Source organism: Massiliimalia massiliensis, assembly GCF_900155615.1.
GTDB classification, from domain to species: Bacteria; Bacillota; Clostridia; order Oscillospirales; family Ruminococcaceae; genus Massiliimalia; species Massiliimalia massiliensis.
On the sequence record NZ_FUHT01000004.1, the window covers coordinates 914,331 to 934,682 of the forward strand.

General features: G+C 42.4%; 18 protein-coding genes and 1 pseudogene. 1 reads left to right on the forward strand and 18 read right to left on the reverse strand.

Annotated elements, in window-relative coordinates:
- Positions 1-18: 18 nt before the first annotated feature.
- From CZ360_RS12975 to CZ360_RS13010, 8 genes are all read right to left on the reverse strand, one after another.
- Positions 19-1,512, reverse strand: a complete 1,494-nt coding sequence (locus tag CZ360_RS12975; protein WP_077534640.1) for a response regulator — start codon at positions 1,510-1,512, stop codon at positions 19-21.
- A gap of 6 nt (positions 1,513-1,518) precedes the next feature.
- On the reverse strand, positions 1,519-3,336 hold the full coding sequence (locus CZ360_RS12980; protein WP_077534641.1) for a sensor histidine kinase: 1,818 nt from the start codon (positions 3,334-3,336) through the stop codon (positions 1,519-1,521).
- 34 nt (positions 3,337-3,370) lie between these two features.
- Positions 3,371-4,207 (reverse strand): carbohydrate ABC transporter permease, encoded by an 837-nt coding sequence (locus tag CZ360_RS12985; RefSeq protein ID WP_077534642.1) that lies wholly within the window; start codon positions 4,205-4,207, stop codon positions 3,371-3,373.
- Entirely contained in the window at positions 4,204-5,082 is an 879-nt protein-coding gene (locus tag CZ360_RS12990; protein WP_077534643.1) for a carbohydrate ABC transporter permease, read from the reverse strand. Before CZ360_RS12990 ends, CZ360_RS12985 begins: the two co-directional genes overlap by 4 nt.
- Positions 5,083-5,160: 78 nt before the next feature.
- Complete coding sequence (locus CZ360_RS12995) at positions 5,161-6,486, reverse strand: ABC transporter substrate-binding protein (protein WP_077534644.1); 1,326 nt, start codon at positions 6,484-6,486, stop codon at positions 5,161-5,163.
- Positions 6,487-6,556: 70 nt separating this feature from the next.
- Positions 6,557-7,972 (reverse strand): alpha-galactosidase, encoded by a 1,416-nt coding sequence (melA, locus tag CZ360_RS13000; RefSeq protein WP_077534645.1) that lies wholly within the window; start codon positions 7,970-7,972, stop codon positions 6,557-6,559.
- 16 nt (positions 7,973-7,988) lie between these two features.
- On the reverse strand, positions 7,989-8,831 hold the full coding sequence (locus CZ360_RS13005) for a sugar phosphate isomerase/epimerase family protein (RefSeq protein ID WP_077534646.1): 843 nt from the start codon (positions 8,829-8,831) through the stop codon (positions 7,989-7,991).
- A gap of 13 nt (positions 8,832-8,844) precedes the next feature.
- Complete coding sequence (locus CZ360_RS13010) at positions 8,845-9,858, reverse strand: zinc-dependent alcohol dehydrogenase (protein ID WP_143530257.1); 1,014 nt, start codon at positions 9,856-9,858, stop codon at positions 8,845-8,847.
- Positions 9,859-10,295: 437 nt separating this feature from the next.
- On the opposite strand from CZ360_RS13010, the gene CZ360_RS13015 reads away from it, so the two are divergent.
- Positions 10,296-10,643 (forward strand): TIGR04076 family protein, encoded by a 348-nt coding sequence (locus CZ360_RS13015; protein WP_077534648.1) that lies wholly within the window; start codon positions 10,296-10,298, stop codon positions 10,641-10,643.
- Positions 10,644-11,109: 466 nt separating this feature from the next.
- Here the strand turns inward: CZ360_RS13015 and spoIVA are convergent, their stop codons facing one another.
- The 10 genes and pseudogenes from spoIVA to CZ360_RS13065 form a co-directional block, all read right to left on the reverse strand.
- Positions 11,110-12,585, reverse strand: coding sequence for a stage IV sporulation protein A (gene spoIVA / locus CZ360_RS13020; protein ID WP_077534847.1), 1,476 nt, complete (start codon positions 12,583-12,585; stop codon positions 11,110-11,112).
- Between the two features lie 72 nt (positions 12,586-12,657).
- Positions 12,658-14,193 (reverse strand): DUF3794 and LysM peptidoglycan-binding domain-containing protein, encoded by a 1,536-nt coding sequence (locus tag CZ360_RS13025; protein WP_077534649.1) that lies wholly within the window; start codon positions 14,191-14,193, stop codon positions 12,658-12,660.
- Between the two features lie 213 nt (positions 14,194-14,406).
- Positions 14,407-15,033 (reverse strand): lactate utilization protein, encoded by a 627-nt coding sequence (locus CZ360_RS13030; protein WP_077534650.1) that lies wholly within the window; start codon positions 15,031-15,033, stop codon positions 14,407-14,409.
- Between the two features lie 130 nt (positions 15,034-15,163).
- A pseudogene (locus CZ360_RS13035) lies at positions 15,164-15,688 on the reverse strand (manganese catalase family protein); the annotation flags it as partial.
- A 173-nt stretch (positions 15,689-15,861) separates the two neighbouring features.
- A complete protein-coding gene (locus CZ360_RS13040; RefSeq protein WP_077534652.1) occupies positions 15,862-16,782 on the reverse strand; it encodes a hypothetical protein in 921 nt (306 codons plus the stop codon).
- A 118-nt stretch (positions 16,783-16,900) separates the two neighbouring features.
- Positions 16,901-17,884, reverse strand: a complete 984-nt coding sequence (locus CZ360_RS13045) for a peptidoglycan recognition protein family protein (RefSeq protein WP_077534653.1) — start codon at positions 17,882-17,884, stop codon at positions 16,901-16,903.
- 3 nt (positions 17,885-17,887) lie between these two features.
- The gene (locus CZ360_RS13050) at positions 17,888-18,148 is read right to left on the reverse strand and encodes a phage holin (RefSeq protein WP_077534654.1); all 261 of its coding nucleotides are present in this window, start codon (positions 18,146-18,148) and stop codon (positions 17,888-17,890) included.
- 17 nt (positions 18,149-18,165) lie between these two features.
- Positions 18,166-18,474 carry a hypothetical protein gene (locus tag CZ360_RS13055; protein ID WP_077534655.1) on the reverse strand — a complete coding sequence of 103 codons (309 nt, stop codon included), beginning with the start codon at positions 18,472-18,474 and terminating at the stop codon, positions 18,166-18,168.
- Positions 18,443-18,850: a hypothetical protein gene (locus tag CZ360_RS13060; RefSeq protein ID WP_077534656.1), complete on the reverse strand. Its 408-nt coding sequence runs from the start codon at positions 18,848-18,850 to the stop codon at positions 18,443-18,445. Before CZ360_RS13060 ends, CZ360_RS13055 begins: the two co-directional genes overlap by 32 nt.
- Positions 18,851-18,933: 83 nt before the next feature.
- The gene (locus CZ360_RS13065) at positions 18,934-20,334 is read right to left on the reverse strand and encodes a BppU family phage baseplate upper protein (protein WP_077534657.1); all 1,401 of its coding nucleotides are present in this window, start codon (positions 20,332-20,334) and stop codon (positions 18,934-18,936) included.
- Positions 20,335-20,352 lie beyond the last annotated feature (18 nt).

Sequence of the window (20,352 nt, forward strand, 5' to 3'; positions counted from 1 at the left end):
TTGATTTACCTCATAAAACTAGACGTCAATTCCGTGATCCTCTAAAAATTCGCCGGGTGTTTTGCCAAAGTATTGGCGAAATCGAAGCGTAAAATAGGACGGACTATTAAATCCAACTCTTTCGGACACCTCTGTAATATTGAATTGCCCCGACAGTAGCAATGACGTTGAAGCCTCCATTCGCACACATAGAACATATTCGGCTATTGACATATGCATATACTTATAAAAAACATTCCCAAGATACTTTGGATGGACAAACAACTGGTTTTTTGCAATCTCTTGAACAATGATCGGCTCCGCATAATGTTGATCAATATAGGTTTTCAGTTGCATCATCAAATGTTTCTGGCGGCTTATTCCTGCTTCCCGGATTTGCTTGCAGATTCCGCACAAAGAATCACAGAGATCGTCGCACAGTTGTTCTAATGAATAATAAGTCCGCAAATCGCCAACCGCCAAATAAGGAAGTTCCAGCTGATGTTCTTGATTAAACCCATGGATTGCATCGTTAACAGTTAATACAAATCGAATATACACATCTTGTAAGGCTGTCAGATCAGATGTTTCTGCTTTTGTGTATTGTGCGAAAATATGATGAACCATCTGATAAATTTGACTGAAATCCGCATTCAGCAAATAACTGTTCAGTAACGTCTCCGCCTCTTTCTTAAAGATTATCTCACTGTGGCAATAGGTTCGTTTCAAATCCGCAAAACGCAGTACTGAATCAGTCTGTTCTTTTGATCTGTTTAGGAATAAGATATGCATTTCCCGTATAGTCTCTTCAAATTCATCTGCTCCATGATGCAAATTTCCAATTAGGCATTGCTGTACAGTCACTTGATACTGATTCACATCAAACTGTTCCCAGCATCGTCGCATCTGTTCTGGACTATGAGCATAGCAAATTGAATAGACAAATTGTTCTTGATCGTGCTGTGTAGTAAAGGAAAACGTTTCACAATCGGCATTTAATAATCCCAAGGTCCCAACTTTAAACAGCTCAGTTTCAGAAGAATAGGCAGCAATAAAATAATAGCTTGTCATGATATTATCTAGTAAGTTATGATTAATATTCTCAACTGTAATCAACCCATTCATCAAGTTCTTCATGAGCAATTCCGCTTCCCTCAAATGCCGTTCCACCGCCAAAGAGAGTTCTTTCCAAAATTCATCATGATTCAATGGTTTTAACAGATAACCCTTTACGCGATATTGTATTGCAGAACGTGCATAGTCAAAATCAGAGTAACCTGATATAAAAATCACATCTGTTTCTGGACTTTCTTCCCTCAGAATCTCGGTTAGCTGTATGCCATTCATCACAGGCATTCGTATGTCCACAAAAGCACAGTCCAGATGCAATTTTTGCGTTCTAATCAGCTCCAGTGCTTCTAAACCATTTTTCGCCTCAAATAAATAAAACGGTATTTGACTTTCGCGTTCATTAATGATTTTGATAATATTTTTTCGGAGATATAACTCGTCTTCTACTACAATAATATTCATACGGTCTCATCCTTCTATTTTCGGGATAATCATCATAACTTCTGTTCCTTTTCCCTCGGTGCTGTTAATAGAAAGTCCATACTGTTTTCCATAGTAATGCTGAATTCGATAATGACAATTCAAGATTCCTATACTCCGGTTTTCTATACCAAACAAGACGTTTTCCTGCGTATGTTCCAACTTATCATGAAGTTCCTTCAAACGTTTTTTGGGAATTCCCACACCATTATCCTTCACATAGATCAGTAAATTATTTTCTTTCTCACTAACTTGCAGGATTAAAACGCCTCCTTCGCCGCGCGGTTCCAAGCCATGGTAAATTGCATTCTCGATAACAGGTTGAATCAAAAATTTGACAATCCGGCAATGCAACAAATCTGGCAATATCTGATATTTAATTTTGAAGGAATCTGCAAAGCGAAATGTTTGAATAGTAATATAATTCTTCACTTGTTTCAGTTCATCCTCTAGAAACACAACATGGCTTCCTTTGATGTTGTAACGAAACATATCCGCTAAGCTTTCAGAAATGATACGAATTTCTGAAATGTTATTCAAATCCCCAATTGCTCCCATTAGCCCCAAAGTATTATATAGAAAATGCGGATTAATTTGAGTTTGCAACATCTCGAGTTCCATTTGATGCTGTGCTCGTTGATATTTTAGCTCTCGCGTAAGACTTTCAGAAAGTCTGAGAATCATTTTGTTATACGCTTGAATGAGAACACCTACCTCATTATTGGTTTTATGTGCCGTATCTAAAGGTACCAGATTGTTTTCGTCAATCTGATTAATCGAACTGATCAGATGGTGAATCGGTCGAATTGTACTTCGGATTGTCAGATATCCCAAAAAAAGTACCAGTCCAGTAAAAAGAAAGATCGCCAAATAGAGATACTTTAAGGCATCAAAAATATTCTTTTTCAATTGATCCGCCTGCATATACTGAACAATCTGCCATCCACTGGTATGATTTGTGCAAGAAATGTAACCGAATTTGCGATTAGATGCATACGTTATTTTTTCAGTAGATTCCGTATCAGTGAGTTTCCCGCTCTGCAGCCATATCTGCGCATCTGTATGAATTTTACGGTTATAGGGATAGATGATTTTTTGGTTATTAATAATAACTGTATTTGATAACCTTTGATCAGATAAATCCTTTTCTTCAGGGACTAATGCATCCATAAACCGCTCTGTATTCACTACAATACAGATATACCCTAACGGCTGATTATTAATATCATAAATCTGCCTCACCACGCCAAAAAAAGTCAATTTTGATTTCTCTGTACCGGAAAAATCAAACTCTTGGTTCACATTCAGAGAATCAAAACCGGAAAAAGTGTCCGTAATATATCCAGAATCGTCTTCAAAAAAATGTTCATCAATCCAAGATTTTATGAATGCCTCTTGTCGCTTTGTCGCTGAACTGGCAGTATAAATCACATCATTGCGGCCGATTACAAAAATATTTTCAATATATTGCGTCATTCCAACAGACTGCATGATAACGTCTCTCATCAAACTGTTATTCTGAATATACTCTAAATCCGTCAGAGGTCCACGCTCTCTCAAAATATCAAGCACAGAATAGTTTAGATAATGCATAGAAAAAATATTTTCCATACCGGAAAAGAGCGAATCTACATTATTATTTACCTGTGCATTCATCTGAACCATAAAGTCTAAACGCTGTTTTGAAATATCCTGCGAAATCGTATAAGTAAAGAAAATGATAATAGCAATCATCGGGCATAAAATAGCTACCAGATAGGTCACTAACAGATGAGTTTGTATGCTTGACATTTTCTGAGTACGCATAACAGAAACCTCCAATTTAATTTTCTATTAAATTTTAGGTCTTAACAGCTCCTCCTGTCAATCCGGTAACAATATACTTTTGCAGAAAAGCATAAAGAATTGTAATGGGTATGATCGACATTACTACCGCTGCAAACATCAAATTGTATTCAAAAGTATATTCTCCTTTAAAGGAGTAAATAAACAACATTAACGTCTGATCTTTCGAATTAGTCATTAATACCAGTGCAATTAAAAATTCGTTCCATATCCATAAGAAGTTCAAGATAATAATAGTTGCAATAATCGGTGTAATTAATGGAAAAATGATAGAGAAGAAGGCTCTCCAACGCCCTGCCCCGTCAAGGTAAGCCGATTCTTCCAATTCAGCCGGAACGGTTTTCAGGTATCCATGACAAAGGAAAACTCCCATAATCATCGCATAAGTTACATATACGATAATAATCCCAAACTTATTAGATAAATGCATCCGCGACATACAAATTGCAAGTGGAAGCGCCACAATTTGAAACGGAACAAACATACCTCCTGTGATAAAATACAGTAAAAAAGAGAAAAAACGTTTATTAGGATTTTTAGTAATCGCATAGGCGACCATCGGGGTCAGCAATACAATAGCTCCAATTGAAATCACAGTAATAATCAGTGTATTCAATAACGCCGTAAAAAATTTTGGATTCTGTATAACTGACTGATAGTTATTTAAGTATAAACCAGAAGGGAATGTAAAAAAGCTCTGTGACGATTCTGGCATAGTCTTAAAGGAATTTACAATCGTAACATAAAGTGGAAAAATAATCAGCATTACGCCTATAATTAACACAAGATAAATGAAAAATCTTCCTAGTTTTTGTTTTTGTTTGACTGTCATGCCGCATCCACCCCTTTTCTATTTAAGCCTTTCATAATTACGAATGAGACAATCAGGATGATGACAAATAAAACTTCTGCAATCGAACAGGCTTTTGAAAAACTCAATTCAAAAGTTCCCATCTTATAAATCAAATATCCCATCGATTCGGTTGCACGTGCCGGTCCTCCATCCGTAATAGCAAAAATATAGTCAAATACTACCAGGCTGTCTCGGATGCATTTAATTAGATTAATGATTAGAGTTGGGATGAGATATGGGAAGGTAACGGCCCAAAAGCGCTGTAACGGACCCGCCCCATCCATTTTAGCCGCATCATAAAGGTCTGCCGGAATACTTTGCAAACAAGCGATAAATAATACGGTGGGCATTGCTACATTCTGCCAAATAGATACAATAATAATTGATAAAAATGCGGTGTCTGCACTTGCAGTCAGATTATTCTTTAAAAATGAAATTCCTAATGTTTCACCTAAAGCTGGCAGTGCATTAGCAAAAATCTCATTCCATATCAATCCTACTACCAGCATTGCAAGGAGTGCCGGATAAAAATAGATAAAACGGAATCCATTTTGAAACTTGATTTTGGTATTTAATAACATTGCCATAATAATAGAAACCGGGATGGTGATTCCTACGCTGATTACTGTATATAGCAACGTAATTTTAATCGAATTTAACAGCCGGCTGTTTTGAAACACCTCCTGATAATTCTTTATTCCAACAAACTGAAATCCTGGTGAAATCCCATTCCAATCTGTAAAGCTGTAAAACAAACTATAGAGTGCTGGAAAAACAAAAAAAATGCTATATAAAATCAATGCGATTAAGCCAATGACATGATATCCATTGATTTTACGAATTCTTTTAACCAAAACTACTCCACCTTTCGGTATTTTAATATGAGTCTTACCGCAAGTCGGTAAGACTCATATTATCATAAGTTACTGATTCTATTGTTCTGCTGTGATGATTCTCTGCCATTCTGTCTGGAACGCCTCAATATCCTCATCCACTAGTAATGTCTGACAAGCATTATCGATATTGTTCCGTTCACCTGCCGGGAAATAATCACCATAAAAAATAAATGTCTTTCCTTCTGCAATATGCGGCTGCAGTAGATCAATCTTGTCGTTGCTTACCTCAACGCCTAAGATCGGAGATGGCTGTCCATCCATATCATGGTACATTTGAGCAATTTCCGGCTGTGCACAATAGGCAATAAAGTCTCTGGCCTCCTCATTATTCTCTGATGGTTCAATCGCAGCAAGACAGATATCTACTGCGGTTACAAGATTGATATTCCCATCATCGCCCGGCAAAGGGAAATACGCATAGTCAATATCAGGATTTGCATCCTCGATCGCTGATTGAGTCCAGATTCCGGTAATCATCATCGGAGCTACACCATTGGCAAAATCAGCGCAGGATTGACTGTAACTGCAACCCATTGAGTCTTTCTGAGCAAATTTATTCACTTCTATCAGTTTTTCAGAAGTGATTTTTGCAATATCGTTGTCTGTTACTTTTTCACCGTTTCCATCCTTAATACCAAGATAAAAACTTTCCGCGTCTCCAACTAAACCAGAAATCATATACCATTTTTGGGAAACCGTGTCCTTATCACCATTTGAAAATACAAGCGGAGTGAACCCTGCTGACTGCATGGTTTCACAGAGACTGATAAACTCTGCCCAGGTTGTTGGTATATCCCAATTGTTTTCGGAAAACATCGTCTTATTGTATGCAACCCCCATGGTATTTGCAGCAAGCGGCAAGCTGTACAACTTCCCGTCCACCGAAGAAATTTCTTTGTAAGATTCTACAACGTTGTCTACCCAATTTTCATTTGATAAATCCGAGATAAGCCCAGCCTCAATCTGAAGTCTGAATTCCGCCTGCGAGGTCCAATGTTGTAAGATATCCATGTATTCTTTTGTGGCCATTCTTGTTTGAAACACCTGTTTTGAAGTATCAGAAGCAACCGCATTGAGCTCCACTGTAATATTTTTTGTGTTTTCTTCATTGTATTTGTCGACAATTTTCTGGAACTGATCTACATTTGTCTTCTGATAATAGAGCTCCAGTGTTTTTCCTTCAGTAGAGTTATTTGTTCCCGAATTGCTATCATTACCTCCGCTACCGCAGCCAACCATCGCTGCGGACAGCATCATTGCTGTAAGTGCCAATGATAATACTCTTCTTTTCATAAGTTCCTCCTTGTTTCTTTTTACTAGTTTTATTTTAAAAGCTGTAAATAGTATATGTATAATATACATTATGTCGAATTTCCTCGCAATAAATATAGAACGCCTCCACTATAAAAATGGAAAGATTACATTTTTTCTTTTATTCTCCTAGTTTGCCAAAACGACTGTTAATTGCTAAAGCCGGATCGGTAGGTACCGGAACAGGAGTTGTTCCCTCCGGAATAATAATTTGAGGTACTTCTTTCAACTTTTTCCCCGCAAACTGCGGCAACCATTCCATTTCTGCTTCAAACATTTCCGACACCATCTTGCGAACATCTTTTAAAGAGAGCACAGAACTAGTCAAAGGATCCATGGCTATCGCCCAAAACGCCAATTCAGGATCTCCATGAATTGCTGCTTCAGCGGCCAATCCTTGTACTGTAAGATTTGATTGATTCATTGCCGCTAGCTGGATTGGCAAATCGCCTATCGTGAAAGGATGCAGTCCCTCTCTGTCTGCATAAATAGGCACTTCAACTGTTGCGTCATATGGAAGATTAGTAATAAAGCCATTGTTACGCACATTGCCGCTAAATTTGAAAGGTCTACCAGTTTCCAGCGCTTCAATAATATAAGAACAGTATTCCTTTGAACGCGGTTCCAATTCTCCGCTTTCAATAGAAAGCACATCAGTTTTAGCAAATTTTTCTGCTACCATAACCGAATATTTATAATAAGCTCCAGAAGCCCCTCCAAAATCAGGTTCATCACAATATAAATCCAATACTTCTTGATTTTTTCGGAACCATGGCAAATATTCACTCAAATGCCCTGTTGACTCCGTCATAAAATACCCGCATTGACGCATAACCTCTCCGCGAACTTTCTCATTCTTATAATACTCCGGTTTTTCCATATTCTCTCTTAATAACGGATATAAATCTTCCCCATCTTTTTCAAGCTTCAAAAACCAATCCATGTGGTTAATTCCCGCACACAAATAGTCGATCTCATTTTTAGCTACGTTAGTATATCCCGCAATCAAATCCAATGTTGTCTGTACACCATGGCACAGTCCCACCATCTTCATATCAGTCGCACATCCAGCAACTGTGCAGACAGCTCCCATAGGATTAACATAGTTAAGAACATAAGCGTCTGGGCATAGCTCCTTGATGTCTTTACCAATCCCCATAATAACCGGGGCAGAGCGAAGGCATCTAAAAACTCCACCTGGACCCATAGAATCTCCAATACATTGATCTACCCCATATTTCATCGGAATTTCATAATCATAACGATAGGCGGCTGTTCCACCAATCTGAAACATTAAAATTACATATTTTGCATTCTTTAGCGCTTCACGGCGATCTGTTGTGCAAAAAATCTTTGCATCTAAATTATTTTTTTCAATCAATTGATCTGCATATTCTTTTTGCTTCTCTAGTTTCCACATAGTTGGCCCCATCAGTGTATAAGTGAAGCCTTTCAGTGCTGGTGTCGACAATAAATCATTTAATAGGGTTTTGCAGAAGATAATGCTTCCTGCCCCAATAATCGCTATCTTTGACATGTTAACCTCTCCTTAACTATAATGTAATACCTGCTTGGGTTGCAAACTGCCGCACTCGGTATGTTGCTTCATCAAATGTTTGTTCATCAGGAAGATGTTCCAGCATAACCGGAATGTCTTTAGAAAGTTTTTGAATTTCGCGCAGAAGAACTAAATAGTCAACTTCGCCCTGCCCAATCGGAACTTCTTCCAAGACAACGCTAAAAGGTTCTGGATTCAGAGCAATATCCTTTAAGTGAATCGAAACAATTTGTTCACCAAGTAGGCGAAATGCCTCTTGAAAAAAATCGACATGATCATATAATACCCGCGGACTATTGATACAATTAATTGGGTCAAAATGAATTCCTGCTTCTGACCGGTCTAAAGCCTTTAAAAATCTCAAATATTCTTTCGGTGAGTCTAAAAAGCTGAATGGCATTAACTCAAAGGTCATTTTAGTGTGTTTAGGTTTTACCGCATCAATAATTTTACGGGAAACTTCAACAGCATAAATAAAAAAGTCCTCGCTAAAATTTGCTTTGCATGGTCCATACCAGTTGTTGGGATAACTAGTTCCAATGATATTGACACATGCTTTCGCTTGCAGTTCTTCCGCTAAAGCTAACCGTTCTACAGTAAACTGAAAATTTTTTTCAGCCTCCGTTGGATCAGATGATAATGGATTACACCATGCCCCTACCTCTGCCAACAAGATGTCGTTTTTTTTCAAAGATTCCCGATACTGCCTTATCTTTTCCGTATCATTAACTGTCAGTTGTTCTGGACAATAGGCCGCCCGATATCCTTTAGTCAAATGAGCATTCACAAATTTTTCTGGATCACCTGTTTGGTGAAATATTGGTGCTCCTAATCGCATATTTTGCTCCTTCCTATTCTTGTGGATGAATAATAACTTTTCCGGTTCTTCCCTGTGTAAACTGCTCCATCATTCTAGGTGCTTGATCTAACGGAACAATATGACTAACTAAAGAGGATACATCTAATCCCTTACGGTATAGCTGAATAATCTGCAAAAAGTCTTCCGGTGAAAAGTAGAAAGCCCCCTTTACAGTTACTTCCTTGTGGATAATGTGAACGCTAGGAATAATACTCAAACCATTATAATTTTCTCCACAAAAAACTACTGTTCCTTGACATCGAACTAATTCTAACGCTTGTATTTGAGCTTCCGGATTTCCAGAACACTCAAAAACAAATTCTGGGCCGATTCCTTCAGTTAGATCTAATATCTGTTCCTTCCAATATTCATTTTTAGGATCAAGTACTTTAGCTGCACCAGCATGTTTAATCAAGTAATCGCGTCGATAAGCTGACGGCTCGCTTACCAGTACAGTACACCCCAGATAGTGCAGCAAGGTTGTAACACCTAATCCAATCGGTCCACCACCAGAAACAAAGACAGTTTTTCTCTCTAATACATCTATCTGTTTCACTGCACGATATGCAACTCCTACTGTATCTCCTCCCAGCAAAACTAATATGTCAAAAGGGATATCCTTAGGAGCAGCCACTACACATTTTTCCGGTAAGACAATATATTGTGCATGGGTTCCAGATTTATATTTTAAAGAACTACAAAATTGATATAAACCCTTTTTACAAAAATAACATTGTCCACATCCATCCATAATTTGAATTACTACATGATCCCCAATATGAAATTGTGTGTTCTGTTCATCAATTACAATTCCGGCCGCCTCATGCCCCTTTACACCTGCTACAAGATTAATACTATCTGAAAAATACGCTTTGTTTTCACTTCCACAGAAAGCACTGGACATGACCTGAACAAGAATCATTCCTTCTTGTAAATTGGGTTTTTCTATTTCTGTTACTTCTGATCTCCCGTTTCCTAAAAAACGCAATGCCCGGATATCAACCACCTCTTTTTATAAAGTTTATACTACTTCAGCTCTTAAACAACTCTTTTTTCTTGCTTTTAAGCATAAGTAATTTTTATTACAACGTCAATTAGTTCAAAGTATAATTCATAATCATCTTTCACAATTAACAGTCCAAATTTATAACGTAATTCGTATATTCTATTTACAACGTGCCGCAAGGTACGCATGACCAAAGAAATTTATAGCCATGAAAAAGCCAAAAGACCTCGGTATATGAATACTGAGGTCTTTTTACTATCTTAATTGAAAGGTCTGTTTCCTTCCGTCGGAGCCGACTCCCGGTAGAAAAGTTCACAATCATATGCTATACTATTTTTAACAAATCCGGGGAACGATTGCGGCTTTCTTCACTGACATGGTAATGATTCCGCAGGCAAAGCCAGCTCCGATTCCAAAAGAAAGGAAGGGATATCAGCATGAAAAAATGGTATGACGAAGAATATGAATTTGAAATTGAGGTAATCGGATTTCTCCGCGGAGATCGTACAGAACGATATTGCAGAAACGGCGAGGAAATTGGGGATAAATATACCTGCACCTACGGCTGTCCGGTCAACGCGGACGGACAGGGCATCTGCTCTAAGGTGATGATGGTCATGTTCCCGGTTATGGAAGCTGTCAGAAGCGGCGGGGATTTAGAGAATATCGGCGGAGACGGCAAATACAGCAAGGTGATTGTCTGTCCCGACGGCTGTGTAATGTTCAAGCTGACTGCCAAGGAGCTGGGAAATGAGAATTTCCATAAGGGGAAATTTTTTGATTGATTTCAGAATAAAGCTTTCCTCAAAGCAATCGGCCATACTTGCTTTCGTTGTTCATGTCTAGTGGCTTTTTCCTCATATGCAATAAAAACCGGCATGGTTTTCACCATGCCGGTTTTTATTTACAAAATGTTTCTCACTTAAGAAACAAGGCAAATTAAGGGCAATTAGCAGCCACAACCGTTGCCGCAACCACAGCCGCAACCATCGTTATTGAAGTTGCTACCAAATCCGCAGCCACCGCAGCAAACCAGCAGTAAGATGATGATAAGTACCCATGAACAATTGTTTCCACACATAGTGAAGAACCTCCTTAATTGAATTACACTGTATCCTATGTGCGGGAGCAGATTTGTGTTACTAAAAAAATTTTATTTTGCCCGGTTTTTCATACATCCTGTCCCATCTCGTATCAATTTCTACGCAAAAAGGACAGGGATCTGATTCCCTGTCCTTTTATGGTTTTTGTCTATAAGATAATGCAGATCAGGCCGCTACAGCCCTCATTGATGATTCGCTCAATGGTTTCCTGCATCTTCAGCCTGGCTTCCGGCGGCATACGGTAAAGCTTGTTGTGCAGACCTTCATTTACCAGCTCGTGAAGCGATTTGCCAAAGATATTGGAATCCCAGATCTTCTGCGGGCTCTCTTCAAATTCCTGAAGCAGATAGTTGATCAGATCCTCCGACTGGCTCTCTGTGCCCACAATCGGATTTACCTCGGTTGTAATATTCGCCTTCATCAGGTGAATTGACGGCGCGTTAGCACGCAGGCGCACCCCATATCGCCCGCCCTGTTTCATAATTTCCGGCTCTTCCAGGGAAAGCTGATCCATGGTCGGCATGACAATCCCGTATCCGGTAGCCTCCACCTCTTCCAGAGCGCCTTTAAACTTTTCATATTCCTTCCGGATAGCTGCCAGCTCCTTGAGCATGGGCATCAAACCGGATTCGCCGGCAATCGAAAGTCCGGTTTCCTCCTCCAGGACGCGGTAGAACAACGATTCCTTAAGCTGTACCCTCAGCTTTGCGCTTCCAGTGCCCAGGTTGATCGAATCAACGCTCGAAACGGTTACGGAATCGCATTCCTGAATCTGCATCGCCATGCTGCTGATTCCCTCAATCGCCTGCACATGCCGGGCGGCATTGCGGATTCCGGTAAAGAGCTCAGTTTTCAGCCAGTGGTCTTTGGAAAGAGTGTTGACCCACTTTGGCATAGAGAAGGCAATCTCTTTTACCGGGAACTGATAAAGAATCTGTTTCATCAATAGCTTAATATCCGATTCAGTCAAATCAACACAGCTCATTGGGACGACCGGCACCTCATACTGACGCGACATATCAGCCGCAAGCTCCTTTGAAGCCTCGGACTGCGGATTGACGCAGTTAAGGAGGACGACAAACGGCTTTTTCATCTCCTTCAGCTCAGAAATCACCCGATCCTCTGCCTCCGCATACTCATCCCGGGGAATATCGCTGATGCTGCCGTCCGTTGTGACAACAATCCCAACCGTTGAATGCTCGGTAATCACCTTTCGGGTTCCAACCTCTGCCGCCATATTAAACGGTACCTCTTCATCAAACCAGGGCGTGACAACCATTCTCGGCATTTCGTTTTCGATATATCCGAGCGAGCTTGGGACAATATAGCCGACGCAGTCAATCAGCCGGACGTTGATCTTTGCGTGTTCTTCGACAGCAATCGTCACTGCTTCTTCCGGGATAAATTTTGGCTCCGTTGTCATAATTGTTCTTCCGGCGGCAGACTGGGGCAGTTCATCCACTGCCCGTTCCTTCCGGAATTCGCTGTCAATATGCGGAATGACAACCGTCTCCATAAATTTCTTGATAAAGGTGGATTTTCCGGTTCGCACCGGCCCAACCACACCTACATAGACATCGCCCTGCGTTCTCCTGGCAATATCCTGATAAATTGTACTTTCCATCATACACTGCACCACTTTTCTTTTGATTCAGATCAGCTATCTTATCGTATGGAAACGTGAAATCATTCCACGTTAATCCATAATCGGGATTAAAATCATCTCTCCGGCCGAGAGGGTTTCATCGTCAATTTCGTTCTGCTCCAGAATGGCCGCTACCGAGGTATTATACCGCTTTGCCACATCCCAGACGCTTTCCCTTTCGTCCGCAAAATAAATCCGCAGCGCCGCGTCGTCTTCACGAACCTTGGGCATATCCTCCATTGCCGTCACGCCGGTGATCATCCGGACTGTACTTCTTCGGTACAGCAATCCATAAACCTCCAGCTCCGCGCGGAGTTCAATTTCTTCTGTGGATATCATATGGTAATCCGCCGTTTTCACTGTAATCTGCGGAATAAAGGAAAGCGCTGAGTCGACATCTGTATCCTTTACTTCAATTTCGCAGGGAATTCCCTGTTCAATCCACATCGGCATATTCTCAGAATCAGCGGCAAGGATTCCTACCTGCAGGCTGCACAGCACCATCAGTCTGCCGGAATCCATCTGATAGCTGATATTGGTTGCATGACAGCTCAGATCATAAATCAGGCTGACAGCTCCCTGATTTAAATGCAGCGGGCATTTCTGCACATGAGATTTTTTCAGTTCGCCCAGCAAGGCTTCAACCGTGCATTCTCCCGCTTCCGCTTCAATTTCACAGGAGGTCGAATAGCAGTCATCCACCGCCATAATGTCCCGGTTTTTAGCGGCTTCACAGTAAACCCGGACGCCGATTTCCACTGTAAAGGCAGTACACTTTCCATCCTCCTCCATCTGAAGATCCAGGTCGTATTTTACTACCTCAAACCGGCATGCGCAGATATCGTCCTCGTCTACCCCCTCGCAGTCCATAATCTGGCTTAAAGGGATGCTGTGCTCCATCAGCTCCGGCTGTTCGACCTGCTCGCTCAGGTAGATGGTATGGAGGCGAAGTTCACCCTTGCAAATCACCTTGTTGGCGAGCAGCTTGTAATCGCCAAACTCTGCTTCTGCTGAATAATCGACAATTTCCCGAATCGGCGGACGGGATTCCCCTACCCGCAGTTCTTCCCTAATTGTAAATTCCTTGCTGACATAGAATTTACGGTCGCAGGCTGTTACAGGCTTCCGGTGAATCTGCAATTCCGGGCAATCGCATACTGCCGAAATAGTCCGGTTTTGATAAACCGCGATCCCCAGCCCAATGGCGCCCCTCATTTCAAGGCGGCGTGAATTCTGTGCGCGGCAGCTAAAGCTTTCACATTTGGCGCGGATCGAGACAAAGCATCCATCGCATTCCTGTCCCAGCTCCACCGTTTTGGTAAATGCCTGCTTCTGTTCAATGCGATTGAGCTTGCAGCTATTTTCACTGAGATAAATCACAGTGATATCCGCCACACCGTCAATCATCAGCCGGTTTCCAGAAATCCGCTCTGAGAGGATATTAGGCTTCATCTGTGCCCGCAGCACCTTGAATACTTCAGGACAATAATCTGGAAGCATATAATCAAGCTCAATGCTCTGCTCCGCCATCATATTTGCTATTTGTTCGTTCATCGTGATTTCTTCTGTGTTGATCTGATAATCCATTGCTCCCCAACCCTTTCATTTCCGGTACGATTTAGTTCATTTATATTCAGCAGAGACAGGGTTTATGCTAGGAAAAAAGACATCCTAAGCAAAGAACTGTTTCCCGCCAAAAGTCCTGCCATTCTCTCTCCCTCCGAGCTGTTTCGATCAATTATCAATAAAAAAGCAGCAAGGCGTTAACGCCTTACTGCTTTTTCCTATGTATCTGTCTGATTAATAGCCGTATTCTTCACCCACAATAATTACTTTAATACGGTTTTTGATCCGCTGCTTCCCAAGGAAGGTATAGGAGCAGCAAATTCGTTGGTCTGACATGCAATGCATACATTCCCCGGTTTTGGCACAAGGCGTGTCAAGATGAAGCCTCTGTGCATTTTTAGGAGCGGCAATCTTCCGAACACGTTCTTCCGCTTCCTCTTTGGTTTCTACAATCTTATTATATCCTGCAATTACAACCACACTTTTCGGCCCAAAAATCATTGCCGCGACACGGTTTCCGTTTCCGTCGACATTAAAAAGCCAGCCATTCTTTGTTAGTGCATTGGTGCTGGTAACATAAACATCGCTGCTGAATGCGCTGCGGAAAATACTCTGCACATCCGCGCCTTCCACGTCCCGGTCTAAAAAGTCAATGGTTCCAGCCTCGCCCAATTCTTTTAAATAATGATAAACGCCCGTTTCCTTTAAGGTCATGGAACCGCCAAAGGTAACCATATCCCCTTCCTTAAAGTAGCGTTTCAATGTCTGTTTCAATTCCTCTTTATTTGCGACATACACTGCATCCATATTATTTCTTTTTAAATTCCTCATGGTTAACTCAATTAATTCTTTTCGTTCCATTCGACCTACCTCCTATCAATTCCAATCGTTTAACTTGTTAATCAAACTATTTAATGAGCTTATTATATCATACTACATCATACTTTTCCAGCCGAAAACAGAGAAAGAAAAGGGGAAAATCCCCTTTTCTTTACCGGCAGCGATTTGGTTTGTCAAACGACGGATTAAAGGCGTAAAAATTCTTTGCGTCCAAATGCTCATTAACAATGGAAAGCGCTTCGCCGAAACGCTGGAAATGGACAATTTCTCTTTCTCTCAGAAATTTAATCGGATCGCGTACATCCGGATCATCTACCAGTCTCAGGATATTGTCATAGCTCAGCCTTGCTTTTTGTTCTGCTGCCAGGTCCTCATTCAAATCAGCGATTGCGTCGCCCGTTACAGCAAATGTTTCAGCCGAGAAAGGAGTCCCACTGGCAAACTGCGGATAAATTCCAGCAGTATGGTCTACAAAGTAAGTATCAAAGCCACTGGCTTTAATCTCCTTTTCACTCATGCCCTGTGTCAGTTGAAATAGGATCGCAGATATAATCTCCATATGCGCCAGCTCTTCCGTACCTATATCAGTTAATGTTCCGCGAACTTCTCCATAAGGCATACTGTATCGTTGGTGGAGATACCGCATCGAAGCGCCTAATTCTCCATGAGGTCCTCCTGATAGTAAATGCTATAACAGGAGACCTTCAGCAAAGGCTCTCCGAAGGTCTCCTGACATCTAAGAGCTCCGGCGACATGCCTTATCAGTCTGATTATCTGAAATTCTGCCTGTTGTTACTTAAGAAAAGAGTGCCAATATTTGGCACTCTTTTCGGTAATTAATTTTCTTCTTTATTCAATCGGTTCACAATAATGCATATTTTGTGTTAATTCTTCGCTGTTGTCTAACGCTCCAAAGAACCGATACCGGTCTCCTACCTTGAAAGTCATTGGGGTAAAACGCATATCAAAATAAATGTTGTACAAAAAACCATCATCTCCCCGGACTTTAACTGCATGATAACTTGTATCGGGTAATTCAAATGCTTCTACTGTTCCTTCCATTTGAACCAACAGCCCGTAACGGTCATTTGGTTCTGTCTTCAGCAAGTTTTCCCGGTTTAAAGGTACATAGTCCTCTTGTTTGATTTCCTCCCAGAATTCATCATCATGCACAGCATATAAATAATTGTTGCGGGAACTTCGGTTTGTAACCACCATGGTATAATCCCCAAACTTAAAGACCTCGCTATGCTTGTCATCCTCCTGTGTGGTTACGATATTTCTGACCTGTTCTTTTATTTCTTTAAAATCACCGTCCGGTTCTACACAAGTCGCTGCCGCCGCAATAATTTCTGTCCACTCCGCATCTATCGCTTCTCTGTTGTACCACTTCGTTGCGTCACCCATGAGTGATATCTTAAAGGATTTTTTCTGTATATCCCGATCTTTGTAAAATTGAATTTCATACGGAGATGGGGTTCCAAACTCCTCTGTTTCAAACTCAAAATAACACCAGTTATGTTCTGCCGTATCCATTTGGTGGTAAGCAGGTTCTTTTACCATCTCATAACATAACCCATACATTTCCGTTAACTCGCCCATCTCGTCATACATGGCCTGAACAAAATCCGGCACCCCGTTTTCGTCTTCCGACTCAATGGGCTGGCTTTCATTGCTTCCGCCTGTTGTACTGGGGGCAGAGGTTCCACAGCCGGACAATACTACTATCAGCATAGCGATAACTACCAACATCAGTTTTGTCTTTTTCATAAAAGTCCACCTACTTTTTTTAATTATATTATACAATATTGCTGATAAAAAGCAAGCGTTTTTTGTAATCCTTTTCTTCTTTTAAAAATGTCCCCGGATTTCTCCGAGGACATTTATTTTATCTTTCCTTAATCTGAATCTGAAATCTGTCAATGGCAGTACCGTCAGCATTCCCGGCATAACCGTCCATCCCGTTTTTGGTTGAGGTATCCTCCTGCCAGGCAAAGTAGCCTTTGTTTAACTCTGACACTCGGTAATATGCCTGTTGGTATGGACGTACATCGTCCGGCGTGCTGAAATATACCTGCACCCCGTCTATTGGCGTCTTGTTGCCCGCATATCCGTTCTTGTTGTCCTTCATATCGTATCCAGTCACCCACGGCAGCCAGCGTCCTTTTGTATGTACCCGATATTTCACTTTTCCGGCATTTACCTTGATTGCTATGTCGGTGATAGCTTCTCCCTTGTTACCAGCATAATCGTTCAGGTTCTTTACCTCCGGCAGCCAGCGCCCATTTGCGCGCGCCCTGTAGGTTACGTCAATCTTCCTGCTCTCAGCCGGTTCCTTTTCAGGTTCGCTGTTCCCCAGCCGCTTGTTGACCTCCTCCGCGATATACGGGAATTTGCTTTGCAGGTACGGCCCCGGACAGGTCGTTGCTGCAAACATATTGTGCCGGGTAAGGTTTCCCTTGCTGTCTCCGGTATAATTGAGCTTCTTGATCCCGTTCCGTTCGCAGATATCCACACACAGATCAATCAGCTTTGCAAGCGCCTTGTCTGATACATGCCAGTCTGTATCCGCGTTCCCGTCATTGGCTGCCTCAATCGTGACCGCCTTATAGTCATTGGAACGGTCGCTCGAAGCCCAGGAACGGTAATTTTCTTCTGCATACATCCCAACCCTGCCATTGGAATCAATCCCGTAATTGGCGCTGGCTTCCCTGGTCTGGAACACATTCCCGCAGGTTTCCAAGGAAAGATTTCCTGCCATATGATGGATTGTGATTTTCGTGATCTTCCCTGAAGGGTTATAGGTTGAATTTTTCCTCGGGTTTTTGTTAGGGGAAATTTTGGTGTATGATACTAATTTACTGTTACTCATGGTTTAGTCCTCCTTTGGTTCCTCATAAGACAAAGCCTGCGCGCTGTCTGACACGCCCTTTGTAGTAGGGTCGGTTACTACTCCCAGGACAGACAGCACCGCAAACAAAGCGTTTACAACCGCTAACAGCTTATTGCCCAAATCCCCCAGATCCAGGGTATACCCGAACACTGCCGCCACTACCTGAACCAGCAGCAGCGCCGCCGGGATCAATGACAGCCAGAACGTTTTGTTCCTTAGCCTTACCTTCCAGTTGATGCTCATATGTACCTATCTCCTTTCTACATTCCAATATGCCGGAACACAAAGCCCAGCACGATTCCGATCACTGCGGTAATAACATACCCCGTCACCTTTCTCCACAGCTCACCGTCCCGGCCCTCCAGTTTTTCCAGCTTCTCATTTTGCTCCTTCTGTTCCTTTGCCATGCTCTCCATGCTTACGGCTAACCGCTCGACTAAGACTACCAGGCTTCCAATCTGCTTCGTGGCGGATTCCAGGCTGTCAATCCTTTTGCTGAGCCGCTTGTGCTCATTCTCCATATTCCGCCGGAACTCCTCATGCTCCGCCCGTGTGATTGGTGTATCCATCCGGCTTGTCCTCCTGTAAAAATTCCGGCTTCTCCGGCGCTTCCTTTGTCTCGGTCACATCCAGCCATGCCTGGTACCAGGCGGACAGCTCGGATTTCTGTCCCTCCGTCAGCCTGTCATACCAGAGCTGCCCCCGGTTGATGACCGGGAAGCATTCCGCCTCGCGCCTGGCCCGCAAGCCTCCGAGCAGGCCGGCTTCCTGTACTTCCATGTACTTTTCCTCATCAAACACAGCCTGCCCGTTCTCATAGCGGTAACAGCCTATTTTGTCTGCCTCCAGGGAATCAATCAATTCCCCGCTTACCTCGATCCCGTCCGGGAAGCCGCCTATGGCCGCATACCCTGTGATGTATCCGTTTGTTACCTGTATCTGCATGTTTCATTTTTCCTTTCCGCGTAATTGCCCGATTTTTGGCTGAAAAGGGCAACTCCCTGAGCTAAATCTCCGATTTAGCTATGCTATAATATTCCGTAAATCGTCGTAACTGTTAACGGATCAACGGTTGATGAATTATTGATATAGATGTCAACGCAATTTATCCATGTTAAGGTGTTTTCGCTTAACGTTGCGGTAAACAAATACGCAAGCTTGTTCCCCGCTGACGACACATATCCGCCGATTCCTCTCAGATGGCTTCCCCAACGGTAGGCGGTGATTACCGTTCCCTGTCCTTCCATCCCAATCCGGAACATATTGTAATCCTGTATTCCCGGAACAGTAATTGTTCCGCTGCTCCATGAACCGTCCCACAGGCTTTTGAAGGTCATTCCTTTATGCCAGACCGGATAGCTTGTTCCGTCTCCTTCCTCTGGAAATACCGCCACATATGCCGTATCCCTGCCGCCTGCTGAAATCGTAGTCGCGCCGGTATGACGTGGGCCTGAAAGCGCGCTGCCTCCCAGCCAGAGCGCTGTCCCGTTATAGGACAGTCCCGGAAACTCGTTATTTCCGTTTTCGGCAAACCAGATTCCATTTGGATATTGCTTCGGCACCTGCCCCGCTTCCAGCTTCCCGTCCGTTCCCAAGGTTGCCAGGCCTGTTCTTTGTATCAATTGATTATTCGAATCTAAGGTTGCCAGCCCAGCCGTCTGAACAAGCTTTCCAGCTTCATCCAAGCTTGCCAGTCCATTTGGCTGGCCTTTTGTGGCCGAAACCGCCTCAATACCGTTTTGTGCTGTCATAAGCTCTTCCTGCAGCCCGGTCAAATCGGCAGACATGTCATAAATGCTGGTTTGCAGCTCCGATACATCTGTCTGTAAAGTGCCAATTTCCGCCTGCATTCCAGAAAAATCCACATCCTTAAGGCGTTCATACTCTCCCTTGGCATAATCACCCTGGGTTTTTGCGTAAGCGGCCTGAGTCTCTGCCTGGGACACTGCCCCGGCAACCGTTTCGGCAGCATGATTGGCTGCTGAAATAGCTTCCTTTGTTTCATTTTCCAGACTGTCAAAGGTATTGAGCGCATTAACAAAGCTTTGATACTCCGCAGTACTTTCGATCTCTCCCTCGTCGTAAGTAACTGGGAAAATAATGACAGGAAACGTGGAGGTGCTCAGCATGGTTTCCTCTTGGTAAAGCTGAACCTCACAGTTCGCTCTGCCCGCAGTGGCCAGCATCTGTGCTGTCAGCTCAAAGCTTGCTGTATTTTCCTCCGTTGCTGCGTCTGCCATAATAAGCTTTCCGTCCGGTTTTTTGAGAATCACGCGGACTGCCGTCTGTTTTGGCAGCTCATAAGCTATGCCCTCATGATAAAATGAACATTGAATGAACCTGCTGTTTTGATCATACTGCTTGGCCATGACCTTGACGACAGAATTATCCCCAGACAAATTCAGCTTAATGTCATTAATAATTTTCATTTTGCTTTCATCCTTTTG